3 protein-coding genes are annotated in these 14,920 nt (G+C 75.5%); all 3 read left to right on the forward strand.

Annotated elements, in window-relative coordinates:
• Nucleotides 1-158: 158 nt before the first annotated feature.
• Genes ACZ4SV_RS14610 through ACZ4SV_RS14620 form a run of 3 tightly spaced genes read left to right on the forward strand, consistent with a single transcriptional unit; the run spans nucleotide 159 to nucleotide 14,846 of the window.
• Nucleotides 159-1,190, forward strand: coding sequence for a TauD/TfdA family dioxygenase (locus tag ACZ4SV_RS14610; RefSeq protein WP_468004385.1), 1,032 nt, complete (start codon nucleotides 159-161; stop codon nucleotides 1,188-1,190).
• Nucleotides 1,177-7,632 (forward strand): amino acid adenylation domain-containing protein, encoded by a 6,456-nt coding sequence (locus tag ACZ4SV_RS14615; protein WP_468004387.1) that lies wholly within the window; start codon nucleotides 1,177-1,179, stop codon nucleotides 7,630-7,632. The genes ACZ4SV_RS14610 and ACZ4SV_RS14615 overlap by 14 nt, the downstream gene beginning before the upstream one ends.
• On the forward strand, nucleotides 7,629-14,846 hold the full coding sequence (locus ACZ4SV_RS14620) for an amino acid adenylation domain-containing protein (protein WP_468004389.1): 7,218 nt from the start codon (nucleotides 7,629-7,631) through the stop codon (nucleotides 14,844-14,846). Before ACZ4SV_RS14615 ends, ACZ4SV_RS14620 begins: the two co-directional genes overlap by 4 nt.
• The last annotated feature ends 74 nt before the right edge of the window (nucleotides 14,847-14,920 follow it).

Here is a 14,920-nt window from a genome sequence, read left to right on the forward strand (position 1 = left end):
CGCACCTCACGTGACCGGTGGCGGCGCCGAAGAGCCTGCCGCAGCCGCCCGGCCCGGCCGCAGAGAAGGAGGCGCAGACACCGTGACGTCAACGCTGCCGGTGTGACTGCCGGTTGTTCTCTGCGAGCCGCGACGGCCCGGCGGCGACGCTGAGGCGCATGACTGCGACCCCCTCCCTCCGGCCCGCGCCGGCCGACCGCGCCCGGGAGCGCGACGCGCACCCCGCCCTGCCCCTGACGGTGCCGGCCGAGTCCCCCGGTACGCCCCTGTCCGAGTACCTCTCGGCCGCCCGGCCGCTCGTCCGCGCCCGGCTGCTCGAACACGGCGCGGTGCTGCTGCGCGGGTTCGACGTCGGCGGCGTGGACGGCTTCGAGGCCGCGGTGCGGGCGGTGTCCGGCGCGCCGCTGCCCTACGCGGAGCGGTCCTCGCCGCGCAGCACGATCAAGGGCCAGGTGTACACCTCGACCGACTATCCGCCGGACGAGGAGATCTTCCTCCACAACGAGAACTCGTACCAGGCGGACTGGCCGCTGAACCTGTTCTTCCACTGCGTGCGGCCACCGGACACCCTGGGCGCCACCCCGCTCGCCGACACCCGGCGCGTGTACCAGGCGATCGACCCGGCCGTCCGGGAGGAGTTCGCCGCCCGGGGCTGGATGGTGGTGCGCAACTTCTCCGACGGCTTCGGCGTGCCGTGGCAGCAGGCCTTCAACACCGCCGACCGCGGCCAGGTGGAGGCGTACTGCGCCCGCAACGGCGTCGAGACCGAGTGGACCGCGGACGGCCTGCGGACCCGTGCGCGCCGCCGGGCGGTGCACCGCCACCCGGTGACCGGGGAGACGGTCTGGTTCAACCACCTCACCTTCTTCCACGTGACCACGCTGGCCGAGGAGGTGTGCGGCGCGCTGCGGGAGATGTACGACGACGCGCGGCTGCCGACCAACACCTACTACGGCGACGGCCGGCCGATCCCGGACGAGGTCGTCGCGCACCTGCGGTCCTGCTACCGCGCCGAGCAGCGGCGCTTCGACTGGCAGCGGGACGACGTGCTGATCGTCGACAACATGCTGGCGGCGCACGCCCGCGAGCCCTTCACCGGGCCGCGCCGGATCGCCGTGGCGATGGCCGAGACCTACTCGGCGGCCGTACGTTCCGACTCGTCCGCGGAGGTGCCCGATGCCCGCCGGTGACAGCGGCCACCCGCTCTCCTTCGCCCAGGAACAGCTGTGGTTCCTGGACCAGTTGCGCTCCGGCGCCGCCACCGAGTACCTGATGTGCGAGGTGTTCCGCATCCGCGGCCCGCTCGACCCGCGGCTGCTGGAGGCGGCGTTCACCGAGATCGCGGCGCGGCACGAGGTGCTGCGCACCCGCTACGGCACCGCCGACGGCGCCGGGGTCCAGTTCGTGGACGAGCCCGGCCCCGTACCCCTGGTGCGGGTGGACCTGACCGGCACGGCGCCCGCGGACCGTGAGGCGCGGCTGCGCGAGCTGCACGCCGCCGAGCTGCGCACGCCGGTCGACCTGCGCGAGCACGCACCCTGGCGGCTCACCCTGGTCCGGTTCGCCGAGGAGGACGCCGCCCTGCTGGTGACCGTCCACCACATCGCCTTCGACGGGTGGTCCTGGGGCGTCCTCGCCCGGGAACTGCACGAACTGTGCACCGCGTTCGCCGCCGGCCGGCCCTCGCCGCTGGAACCGGTGCCCGTGCAGTACGCGGACTTCGCCCAGTGGCAGCGCGACACCCGGGCCGCCGCCCCCGAGCGGGCCGAACGGCGGCGCGGCTACTGGCGGGAGCGGCTGGCGGGCCTGGAGCCGCTGGAACTGCCCGCCGACCGCCGCCGCCCGGCGCACTGGGACCCGGCCGGCGACAGCGTCGCCTTCACGGTGCCCGCGCCGCTGGCCCGGCGGCTGGCCGCGCTCGGCCGGGACGCGGGCGCCACCCCGTTCATGGTGCACCTGGCCGCGTTCCAGCTCCTGCTCGCCCGCTGGTCCGGCCGGACCGACGTGGCGGTCGGCGTGTCGGTCTCGGACCGCACCGAGGCCGAACTGGAACCGCTCATCGGCCTGTTCCTCAACACCGTGGTCCTGCGGACCGACCTGTCCGGCCGGCCCTCGTTCCCCGGCCTGCTGGCCCGGGTCCGGGAGACCACCGTGGACGCCTACGAGCACCAGGACGTGCCGTTCGGCTCGGTGGTGGCCGACCTCGCGCCCGAGCGCGACCCGTCCCGCAACCCGGTCTTCCAGGTCGGCTTCGCCCTGCACAACGCCGAGCGCCGCCCGCTGCGACTGCCCGGACTCGACGTCGCGAAGGTCGAGACGGCCACCGAACACGCGGCCTTCGACCTGTCGCTGCACCTGTCCGAACTCGCCGACGGCTCGCTGGCGGCCCGGCTGATCTACCCCACCGCGCTGTTCGACCGCGCGCGGATCGAGCGGATGGCGGCGAGCCTGCTGCGGCTGCTCACGGACATCGCCGAGCGCCCGGACACCGCCGCCCACGCGCTGGAGACCGTCCCCGACACGGAACTGGCGGCCTTCCGGCGCTGGAACCGCACCGAGACCGAACGCCCCCGGCAATCGCTCGCCGAACTGTTCTTCGCCCAGGCCCTGGCCACCCCGGACGCGGTGGCCGTGGTGTCCGGCGGGCAGGAGACCGGCTACGCCGACCTCGCCGGCCGGGTCCGGCGGCTGGCCGGACTGCTGCGCTCGCGCGGCGTCGGCCCGGAGAGCGCGGTGGGCGTCGCGCTGCACCGCGGCACCGACCTGGTCGCCACCCTCCTCGCCGTGCTCACCGCGGGCGGGGTGTACGTGCCGCTGGCCCCCGAACACCCGGCGGACCGGCTGGCCCACCTGGCAGCCGACGCCCGCGTCACCCTCCTGGTCACCGAGGAGGCGCTGCGCGGACGGCTCCCGGACCATCCGAACACCCTGGTGCTCGACGCCGCCCGGCCCGCCGGGGAAGCCGAGGCGCCGCCCCTGGAACCGGCGGGCGTGACCGGCACGGAGGCCGCGTACGTGATGTACACCTCCGGTTCCACGGGCCGGCCCAAGGGGGTCGTCGTACCGGAAGCCGCGATCCGCAACCGCGTGCTCTGGACGGTCGAGCGCTTCGGCCTGGGCCCCGGCGACCGGGTGCTGCAGAAGACCACCATCGGTTTCGACGCCGCCCTGTGGGAGTTCCTCTCCCCGCTGGTGTGCGGCGCCGCGGTGGTGACGGGCCCGCGCGACGCCCACCGCGACCCGCGGGTGATCGTCCGGGCCATGGCCGACCACCGCGTCACCGTGCTCCAGGGCGTGCCCTCCATGCTGCGCCTGCTGCTGGACGAACCGGACCTGGCCGGCTGCGCCGCGCTGCGCCTGGTCTGCTCGGCGGGCGAGCCGCTGCCCGCCGGCCTGGCCGCCCGGCTGCGCCGCACGCTCGGCGCCGAGGTGGTCAACACCTACGGCCCCACCGAGTGCGCCGTGGACTCCACCGCCTGGCCGTTCGACCCGGACGAGCCCGGCGACCTGGTGCCGATCGGCCTGCCGCTGCCCAACGTGCGCACCTACGTGGTGGACGACGAGGGCCGGCAGGTGCCCGTCGGGGTGACCGGCGAACTGCACGTCGGCGGCCTCGGGCTCGCCCGCGGGTACGCGGGCCGCGGCGACCTCACCGCCGACCGGTTCGTCCCCGACCCGGACGCGACCGTGCCCGGCGCGCGCCGGTACCGCACCGGCGACCTGGTACGGCGCCGCGCGGACGGCGCGCTGGAGTACGTCGGACGCGTCGACGACCAGGTCAAGATCGGCGGCGTGCGCATCGAGCCCGGCGAGATCGAGGTGCTGCTGGCCGCCCACCCGTCGGTGGCCGCCGCCGTGGTGGCCGTCCACCGGTCCGACGCCGGCGACGCGCGGCTGACCGCGTACGCGGTGCCCGTCGCGGGGGAGCGGATCGACCCGGAGGCGCTGCGCGCCCACCTGGCCGCCGCGCTGCCCGAGGCGATGCTGCCCGCCGCCTACGTCCCGCTCGCCGAGCTGCCGCTCACCCCGAACGGCAAGGCGGACCGCCGCCGGCTGCCGCCCCCCGCCGCACCCGACGGGCCCGCCGCCGCGGCCTGGCAGGCCCCGCGCACCGCCGCCGAGCACACCGTCGCCGGTCTGATGGCCGAGGTCCTCGGCGTCGAACGGGTCGGCGCCGCAGACGACTTCTTCCTGCTCGGCGGCCACTCCCTGCTCGCGATCAAGCTGGTGCTGCGGCTGCGCCGCGCCTTCGGCGCCGAACTGACCGTGGGCGAGCTGTTCCAGGCGCGGACGGTCGCCGCGCTGGCCGCCCGGATCACCGAGGCCGGCGCCGCCCCGGACTCCGACCCGGACGCCGTCCGGCCGGCCGGCCGGGACCGCCCGCTGCCCCTCTCGTTCGGCCAGCAGCGGATGTGGTTCCTCGACCAACTGGAGCCCGGCAGCCACGAGTACGTCGTCCCGCTGGCGCTGCGGCTGACCGGACCGCTCGACACCGTGGCGCTGCGCCACGCGCTGGACGCGCTGTCCGAACGGCACGAGATCCTGCGGACCAGATACCGGTCCGAGGGCGGCGAGCCCGTCCAGCTCGTCGACCCCGCCGGGCCGGTCGACTTCACCCTCACCGACCTGACGGACGCACCCGACCCCGGGACCCGGGCCCGGGACCTGGTCGACGAGCTGGCCCGCCGGCCCTTCGACCTCGCGCACGGCCACCCGCTGCGGGCCACCCTGATCCGCACCGCCCCCGAGGACCACCTCCTCGTCCTGACCCTGCACCACATCGCCTTCGACGCCTGGTCGACCCACGTCTACCTGCGCGACCTGGACACCGCCTACCGGGCCTGCACCGCGGGCGAGCCGTCGCCGCACGCCCCGCAGCCGGTCCACTACGCGGACTTCGCGGTCTGGCAGCGGGAGCAGCAGCGGGCCGGCCGGCTGGACGGCCAGCTTGCCTACTGGCGCGACCGCCTCGACGGCCTCACCCCCGTCGAACTGCCCGCCGACCGGGTCCGCTCGGCGGTCCGCGACGCCCGGGGCGGCAACGTCGTCGTCGAGGTGGCCCCGGAGACCGCCCGGGCCGTCGCCGAACTGGCCGGCCGGCACGGCGCGACCCCGTTCATGGTGATGCTCGCCGCGTTCCAGGTGCTGCTGCGGCGCTGGACCGGCCGCGACGACCTCGCGGTGGGCACCCCGGTCGCCGGGCGGACCCGCCAGGAGACGGAGGACCTGGTCGGGTTCTTCACCAACAACCTGGTGATCCGCAGCGACCTCGGCGGCAACCCGGCCTTCACCGAGCTGCTGGAGCAGGTACGCGGCACGGTGCTCGACGCCTTCGCCCACCAGGACCTGCCGTTCGAGCACCTCGTCGACGCGCTGCGCCCGGAACGGGACCTGTCCCGCAACCCGCTGTTCCAGATCATGTTCGAACACCAGCACCTGGCGGGCGTCCCCGACCGGCTCGGCACGGTCGCCGTGGAGCCGGTCCGCGCCGGACTGGAGACCGCCAAGTTCGACCTCACCGTGACCGTCAAGGAACGCGGCGGGCGCATGTACTGCTGGTTCGAGTACGCGACCGCGCTCTTCGACCGGGAGACCGTCGAGCGGCTGGCGGGCCACTACCTGACCCTCGTCGGCAGCGTCACGGCCGGCCCCGGCACGCGGATCGACGACCTCGGCATGCTCACCGAGGACGAGCGGCACCGTGCCCTCACCGCCTGGGCCGAACCGGAGGCCGACCGGGCCGCCCTGCTCGACCCGGCCGCCGAACACGGGATGTGCGTACCGGAACTCTTCGCCCGGCAGGTCCGCCGGACCCCCGACGCCCTCGCCGTCGTCTTCGGCGACCAGCGGCTCAGCTACGCCGAACTCGACGCGCGCGCCGACCGGTTCGCCGCCCGGCTGCGCTCCCTCGGCGTCACCGCCGAGACCGTCGTCGGCTCCTGCCTGGAACGCGGCGTCGAAGCGGTGGTGGTGCTGCTCGCCGTACTCAAGGCCGGCGGCGTGTACGTGCCGTTCGACCCGCGGCACCCCGCCGAGCGGCTGGACCTCATGCTCGCCGACGCCGGCCCGGAACTCGTGGTCACCACCCGCGCGTTCGCCGGCCGGCTGACCGGCGCACACCGGGTGGTTCTGGCCGACGCCGACTCCGACGCCGACGTCTACGCCCAGGACGCACCCGGCACCGCCCCCGCGGACCCGGTGCCCGCCCCGGTCCGGCCGGAGAACCTCGCCTACGTCATCTACACCTCCGGCTCCACCGGCCGTCCCAAGGGCGTGATGATCGAGCACCGCAGCTACGCCCACCACTGCCGGGTGATCGCCGACGCGTACGGCATCGCCCCCGGCGAACGGGTGGCGCTGCTGTCCGCGCTCACCTTCGACGTGGCGATGGACCAGATCGCGGCGACCCTGGTGGCCGGCGCCACCGTCGTGGTCGCCGACCCGGTGTTCTGGACCCCGGCCGAACTGCCCGCCCGGCTCGCCGAGCACGGCGTCACCGTCCTGGAGATCACCCCGTCCTACTACCGGGCCGTCCTGGAGTCGCCCGACCTGCCCCTGCTGGGCTCGCTGAAGCTGATGAACGTCGGCAGCGACGTGGTCACCGGCCTGGACGCGCGGCGCTGGGCGCAGACCGGCCTGCCCGCCCGCTTCCTGTGCAACTACGGCCCGACCGAGGCCACCGTCACCTGCCTGCTGCACCCCGTCCCGCAGGCGCCCGAGGCCCAGGACGCGGCCGGCGCCCTGCCGCTCGGCCGGCCCGTGCCCGGCACCCGCGCTTACATCCTGGACGCGGACCTGCGGCCCGTCCCGGTCGGCGTGCCCGGCGAGCTGTACCTCGGCGGCGTCCGGCTGGCCCGCGGCTACCACCGGCGGCCGGACCTCACCGCGGACCGGTTCGTGCCCGACCCCTTCGCCACCGAGCCCGGCCGGCGCCTCTACCGCACCGGCGACCTGACCCGCCACCGGCCGGACGGCACCATCGAGTTCCTCGGCCGGATCGACCACCAGGTCAAGGTCCGCGGCCTGCGCATCGAACTCGGCGAGATCGAGGCGGCGCTCGCCCGGCACCCCGCCCTCCAGGAGGCGGTGGTCACCGCCCCGCAGACGGCCCCGGGCGAACGGCGGCTCGTCGCCTACCTGGTGGCGCGTCCCGGCAGCCCGCTGCCCGACGTGGCCGAGCTGCGCGGACACCTGGGCGCGCTGCTGCCCGAGTACATGATCCCCTCGGCGTGGGTGCCGCTCGACGCGTTCCCGCTGACGGCCAGCAAGAAGATCGACCGCAAGGCCCTGCCGGACGCCTCGGCCGCCCTGGCCGGCGGCGCCCGCGAGCACCTCGCCCCGCGCGACCCCGCCGAGGAGGCCGTCGCCGCGATCTGGTCCGAGGTCCTGGACGTGGCGCGGATCGGCGTCCACGACGACTTCTTCGCCCTGGGCGGGCACTCGCTGCTGGCCACCCGGGTGCTGGCCCGGCTCCGTGAGACGTTCGCCGTCGAGCTGCCGCTGCGCCTGCTGTTCGAGGCCACCACCGTGGCCCGGCTCTCCGCGGCGGTGTCCGAGGCCGTGGAGGCCGACATCGCCGCGCTCACCGACCACGAGGTGGCGGGCCTGCTCGCCGAGGAAGGCCTCCGATGACCGACACCAAAGACCGCGAGCGGCTGAGGCAGGAACTGCTGCGCCGGCGCCTCGCCGGCCGGGCGGCCCCCGCCCCGCAGGACGGCATCGCCCGGGCGCCGCGCGGCGGCCCGCTCCCGCTCTCCTTCGCCCAGCGCCGCCTGTGGATCCTCGACCGGCTCCGGCCCGGCGGCACCGAATACCTGATGACCGTGGCGCTGCGGCTGCGCGGCCCCCTCGACCGGGCCGCGCTGCGCACCGCGCTGGACGCGCTCCCGCGCCGGCACGAGGTGCTGCGGACCCGCTACCCGGTGGTCGACGGCGAGCCCGTACAGGTCGTCGACGCGCCCGGCAGCGTCCCCCTGGCCGAGGAGGACCTCGGCGCGCTTGACCGGGCGGCCGCGGACGCCCGGATCGCCGCCCTGGCCACCGGCGCGCGCCGGCCGGTCGACCTCGCCGACGGACCGGTGTTCTCCGCCGTGCTGGCCCGGCTGGCACCCGAGGAGCACGCCCTCCTGCTGACCGTCCATCACATCGCCTGCGACGGCCGGTCCGAGGACATCCTGGTCCGCGAACTCACCGAACGCTACGCGGACGCGGTCGCCGGCCGGCCCGACCGCTCGCCCGAACCGCCCGTCCAGTACGCCGACTTCGCCCTGTGGCAGCGCGAACGGCTCTCCGGCGCGGCCCTGCGCCGCCCGCTCGACCACGGGCGCGAGCGGCTGGCCGGGCTGCCGCCCCTGGAACTGCCCACCGACCGGCCCCGTCCCGCCGTACGCGACACGGCGGGCGGGCTGGCGCCGCTCACCGTGCCGGCCGGCACCGCCCGGCGGCTCACCGCGCTCGCCCGGGAGCACGGCGCCACCCCGTTCATGGCCCTGCTCGCCGCGCACGCCGTCCTGCTCGGCCGCTGGAGCGGGCAGCGCGACGTCGCCGTGGGCTTCCCGGTCGCCGGGCGGGACCGCGCGCAGCTCCAGGACCTGGTCGGTCTCTTCCTCAACACGCTGGTGGTACGGGTCGACCTGTCCGGGACGCCGTCGTTCGCGGACCTGCTGCGGCAGGTCCGCGAGAGCGCACTCGACGCCTACGCCCACCAGGAACTGCCCTTCGAGCGGCTGGTCGAGGAGCTGGCACCGGAGCGGGACCCGTCCCGCACGCCGCTGTTCTCCTCCATGCTGCTGTGGCAGGACGCGGCCGGCACGCCGGCGCCGGCCGCGATGGGCGCCCTGACGGTCGAACGGCTGCCGGTCGGTGAGAGCACCGCCAAGTTCGACCTCACCGTGGGCCTCGCCGAGCGGCCGGACGGCTCGCTGTCCGGCGGCGTCAACTACGCCTCGGCCCTGTTCGACCAGGCGACGGCCGAGCGGTTCGCCGCGCAGTTCGCCCGCCTGCTGGACAGCGCGGTCGCCTCGCCCGGCACCCCGGTGGACGAGCTGGAGATCCTGCCCGCCGCGGAGCGCGACCGCCAGCTCCACGACTGGAACGCCACCGGCCGGAGCTACCCGGCCGGCACCCTCCCGTCCCTGTTCGAGGCCCAGGCCGCCCGCACCCCCGACGCCGAGGCGGTGCGCTTCGAGGGCGCCGGCCTCGACTACCGGGAGCTGGCCGACCGGGCCGGCCGGCTCGCCCGCCACCTGCGCACCCTCGGCGTCGGACCCGAATCCGTGGTCGGCGTCTGCCTGCACCGGGGCCCCGACCTCGTGGTGGCGCTGCTCGCGGTGCTCAAGGCCGGCGGCGCCTATCTGCCGCTCGACCCGGACTATCCGGCCGAACGGCTCGCCTTCATGCTGGGGGACTCCGGCGCCCGCGCCGTGATCACCGACCCCGCACTCGCCCCCCTGGTGCGCGGCCGCGCGCCGCACCTGGTCGACATCACCGGCGACCTCCCCGGCACCCCGGACCACGCCCCGGCCGTGGCGGCGGCCCCGGAACACCCGGCGTACCTGATCTACACCTCGGGCTCCACCGGCCGCCCCAAGGGCGTGCTGATCGAGCACCGGGCGATCGTCAACCGGCTGCACTGGATGCAGGAGACATACGGACTCACCGCCGACGACCGGGTGCTGCAGAAGACGCCGTACAGCTTCGACGTCTCGGTGTGGGAGTTCTTCTGGCCGCTGATCACCGGTGCCACCCTGGTGCTCGCCCGCCCCGGCGGCCACCGCGACCCCGCCTACCTGGCCGCGCTGATCGGCACCGAGGCGATCACCACCGTCCACTTCGTACCGTCGATGCTGCGCGCCTTCCTCGCCGAACCGCTGCCGCGCCTGCCCTCGCTGCGCCGCATGATGTGCAGCGGCGAGGCACTGCCCGCCGACCTGGTCACCGCCGTGCACGAGCGGATCGGCTGCGAGCTGCACAACCTGTACGGGCCGACCGAGGCCGCGGTCGACGTCACCGCCGTCCGGTGCGAGCCGGGCCTGCCCGTCACCATCGGCCGCCCGGTCGCCAACACCCGCACCTACATCCTGGACGCCGCCCGGCGGCCGGTCCCGATCGGCGTGCCCGGCGAACTCCTGCTCGGCGGCGTCCAGCTCGCCCGTGGCTACCTCAACCGCCCCGGGCTCACCGCCGACCGCTTCGTGCCCGACCCCTTCGCCACCGAGCCCGGCGGACGGCTCTACCGCACCGGCGACCTGGCCCGCTACCGCGCGGACGGCGCCATCGAGTACCTCGGCCGGCTCGACCACCAGGTGAAGATCCGCGGCCAGCGGGTCGAACTCGGCGAGATCGAGGCGGTGCTGGCCCAGGCCCCCGGCGTCGCCGCCGCGGCCGTCGCCGTCCACGACGCACAGCTCGTGGGCTACCTCGTGCCGCCCTCGGCCGACGTCGAAGCGGCCCGCGAGCACCTGCGCGCACGGCTGCCGGAACACATGCGGCCCGTGCACTGGACCCTGCTCCAGGCGCTGCCCCTGACACCCAGCGGCAAGACCGACCGCAAGGCACTGCCCGCGCCCGACCGGGCCCGCTCCGGCCTGACCGGCACGTTCACCGCCCCGCGCACCCCGATCGAGCAGACCCTCGCGGACGCCTTCGCCACGGCCCTCGGCGTCGACAAGGTCGGGGTGCACGACGGCTTCTTCCAGCTCGGCGGGGACTCCATGCGCGCCATCCGGGCCGTCGGCACCCTGCGCGACCAGGGACTGGCCCTCTCCGTGCAGGACGTCTTCGCCCGGCAGACCGTCGCCGAGCTGGCCCCGGTGGCGGCCGCCCGGCCCGCGGCCGAGCCGCAGGAGACCGCCCTGACCCGCCCCTTCGCACTGCTGGCCCCGGACGACCGGGACCGGCTCCCCGAAGGACTGGTCGACGCCTACCCCATGGGCCAGGTCCAGGTGGGCATGGTCTACGAGATGCTCGCCGACCCCGCGCGCAACACCTACCAGAACGTCAGCACCTTCCAGATCGTGGACGACGGCCCGTTCTCCGCCGAGGCGTTCACCGGCGCGGTCCGGCTGCTGATCGAACGGCACGAGATCCTGCGCACCTCCTTCGACCTGTCCGGGTACTCCGAACCGCTCCAGCTCGTGCACGCCGCGGACCACCTGGAGGCGGACGTCGGCGTCACCGACCTGCGCGGCCTGCCCGCCGCCGAACAGCGGGAGCGGGTAAGGGAGTTCCGCGCCGCGGCCCAGCGCACCCCGTTCGACATCGGCCGCGCTCCGCTGCTGCGCTACCACGCCCACCTGGTCGGCGACCGGGAATGGCTGCTGACCCACGTCGAGTGCCACGCCATCCTGGACGGCTGGAGCCACCACTCGGTCATCGGCGAGCTGCGCGCTGCCTACCGCGACCTGTCCCGGGGCACCCCGGCCCCGCCCGCCGCGCCGCCCCGGGTCCGCTACGCCGACTTCGTCCGGCTGGAGAAGCAGGCCCTGGGCTCCGCGGCGGACCGGGAGTTCTGGGAAGGACGGATCACCGGCCACGACCGGCTCCGGCTGCCCGCCGACAGCGCCCCCGCCGAGGCGGACCTGCCCGCCCCCGAGGTACGGCTGCCCTGGGCGGACCTGGAACCCCGGCTGCGCCGGCTGGCCGCCGACACCCAGACCTCGCTCAAGAGCGTCCTGTACACCGCCCACCTCAAGGTGCTCGGCCTGATCAGCGGCCAGCACCGGTTCCTCGCCGGCGCCGTCACCAACGGCCGCCCCGAACTGCCGGGCGGCGACCGGGTACGCGGCATGTACCTCAACACGGTCCCGTTCGCCGTCGACCTGCGGGCACCGAGCTGGCGCGAGCTGGTGCGGTCGGTGTTCGCGGAGGAACTGGCCCTGTGGCCGCACCGGCGCTACCCGCTGCCCGCCATGCAGCGCGCGTGGGGCGGCGGCGCACCCCTCGTCGAGGTGGTCTTCGCCTACCTGGACTTCCACGTCCTGGACGGGCAGCGCGCCGACATCGGCACGGTTGACGACCACAGCCCGAACGAGTTCACCCTCGACGTGTGGACCTTCCCCGGCGAACTGCGGATGACCTGCCGGCCCGGCTGGGCCGGCCGGGAGCGGCTGGCGGCGATCGGCGAAGCCTTCCTGGGCGTCCTCACCGCGATGGCCGACGACGCCGACGCCGACCCGCGCGCCTTCCGCGCGCCCGGCCTGGAACAGACGGACGGGACACCGGCCGGCACCCGGCCGCTGCCCGAGGTCTGCGTGCCCGAACTGCTCGCCGCCCGCGCCCGCCCCGGCGCGACCGCGCTGGACGACGGGCGGCGCCGCGTGACCTACCGGGAACTCGACGCCCGCTCCAACCAGTTGGCCCACCTGCTGCGCGGGCTCGGCGTCGGCCCGGAGAAACCGGTCGCGCTCTGCCTGGACCGCGGCATCGAAGCGGTGCTGGCCATGCTCGCCGTCCTCAAGGCCGGCGGGTACTACGTGCCGCTCGACCCCGCCTACCCGGACGCGCGCATCGGCTACGTCCTGGACGACGTCCGGGCCGACGTGGTCCTGTGCCACCCGCGGGACACCACCCGCCTGGCCGCGTTCCCCGGCGTCCGCGGCGTCGCCCTGGACGCCGGGTGGGCCGTCCTGGACGGGATGCCCGAGACACCCGTCGAGGCGGGCACCGGCCCCGACAACCTGGCCTACGTCACCTACACCTCCGGCTCCACCGGCCGGCCCAAGGGCGTACAGATCACGCACCGGGCGATCGTCCGGCTGGTGCACGACGCGAACTACGCCGACCTCGGCCCGGACCAGGTGCTGCTGCTGCACGCCCCGCTCGCCTTCGACGCCTCCACCCTGGAGGTGTGGGGAGCGCTGGCCAACGGCGCCCGGCTCGCCGTCTGCCCGCCCGGCGCGACCACCGCCGACGAACTGGCCGAGGTGGTACGCCGGCACGGCGTGACGGTGCTCTGGCTCACCGCCGGCCTGTTCCAGCACATGGTCGAGACCCGCCCGGACTGCCTGGCCGGCGTACGGCAGGTGCTCGCCGGCGGCGACGCGCTCTCGCCCGCGCACGTCCGCACCGCGCTGGCCCACGGCGTGGCGCTGACCAACGGCTACGGCCCCACGGAGTGCACCACCTTCAGCACCGCGCTGCGCGGGGTGACCGAGGCCGACGCCGATCGCGGCGTGCCGATCGGCACGCCGATCACCGACACCCGGGTGCTCGTCGTCGACGACGACCTCGACCCGGTGCCGTGCGCGGTGCCCGGCGAACTCCTCGTCGGCGGCCCCGGGCTCGCCCGCGGCTACCTCGGCCGCCCCGATCTGACCGCGGACCGCTTCGTGCCGGACCCCTCCGGAACCGTCCCCGGCGCCCGCCTGTACCGCACCGGGGACATCACCCGCCGCGACGCCGACGGCACGCTGCACTTCATGGGCCGGCGCGACGGCCAGGTGAAGATCCGCGGTCACCGGATCGAACTGGCCGAGGTGGAGGCCGCGCTCGGCGGCCTGCCGTCGGTCCGGGCGGCCGCCGCCGCCGTGCACCCCGGACCGGACGGCCACAAGCGGCTGACCGGCTACGTCGTCCTCGAACCCGGACACGGTCCGCTGGACGTCACGGCGCTGCGCGAGCGGCTGCGGCGCCGGGTGCCCGACTACCTGGTGCCCGGGGCGTGGGTGGAGCTGCCCGCCCTCCCGCTCACCGCCCACGGCAAGATCGACCGGGCCGCGCTGCCCGAGCCCGCCGGGCCCGCCGTGACGTCCGCCTTCACCGCCCCGCGCACGCCCGCCGAGCGGGCCGTGGCCGAGGTGTGGGCCGAGGTGCTCGGCGTGGAGCGGGTCGGCGTCGACGACGACTTCCACGCCCTCGGCGGGCACTCGCTGGCCGTCCTGCGCATCGCCGCCCTGCTGCGCGAGCGGCACGGCATCGAGCTGACCGTCCGCTCGTTCCTGGAGCACCCCACCGTGGCCGGGCTCGCCGCGGCCGCCGAGGCGGGCACGACGGCGGCCAGGGCACTGGTCTGGCTGCGGCGCGAGGGCACCCGGCCGCCGCTGTTCTGCGTGCACCCCGGCGGCGGCAGCGCCCACTGGTACCGCCCGCTGGTGCCCTACCTCCACCCCGACCAGCCGGTCGCGGCCTTCGCCTGGCCCGGCCTCCAGGCGGAGGACGGTCCCGTCCCCTCCACGGAGCAGATGGCGGAGCGCTATCTGGCCGAACTGCGGGCGGCGGCACCGCACGGCCCGTACCGGCTGTTCGGCTGGTGCGGCGGCAGCGGCATCGCGAGCGAGCTGGCGCACCGGCTCACCGCCGAGGGCGAGGACGTCACCTTCGTCCTGCTCGACCCGGGGCTGGACAACCACGAGCGGCTCCAGTTGTGGCGGGAGTACTGGCTGATCGAGAGCTGCGTGGCGAAACTGACCGAGCTGGCCGCCGCGCCGCCCGGGCAGGACACCTCGGTGCTGCGGGCGGAGGCCCTGGCGCTCCTCGAACACCTCGTGGACGACGTCGACCCGGAGGTGGGGATCACGCTGCCGGAGCACGGCGCCGGCGACGTCTGGCTGCCCTCCGCGAAGATGTGGCGGGAGGTCATGGAGATGTGCCTGTCCTACCGGCACCGCCCCTACCCGGGCCGGCTGCACCTGATCGCCAGTGACGAACTCGCGGACGGCGAGCACGAGGTGGCCTCCGGGCAGTCCTTCGCCGACTACCTCGCCCGCTGGCGCGAGCTGACCGGGGACGTGACGCTGCACCGGATCCCCGGCGACCACTTCGGTGTGATGAAGCCGCCGCACCTCGCCCGGCTCGCCGAGGCCCTCACCGGCATCCTCGCCGACGCGAGCAGCGAGGACGCCGGCTGACACCGGCACCCGGGACGGCCAGGAAGGGCGGGGACGCGCGAAGCGCCCCCGCCCTTCCGGCTTTCCATCAAGTG

Source organism: Streptomyces sp. NPDC027672 (assembly GCF_055566335.1).

Bases quoted from the DNA above. Each gene is read 5' to 3' on its own strand.
- ACZ4SV_RS14610 (WP_468004385.1), top strand. From the start codon at position 159: ATGACTGCGACCCCCTCCCTCCGGCCCGCGCCGGCCGACCGCGCCCGG.
- ACZ4SV_RS14615 (WP_468004387.1), top strand. From the start codon at position 1,177: ATGCCCGCCGGTGACAGCGGCCACCCGCTCTCCTTCGCCCAGGAACAG.
- ACZ4SV_RS14620 (WP_468004389.1), top strand. From the start codon at position 7,629: ATGACCGACACCAAAGACCGCGAGCGGCTGAGGCAGGAACTGCTGCGC.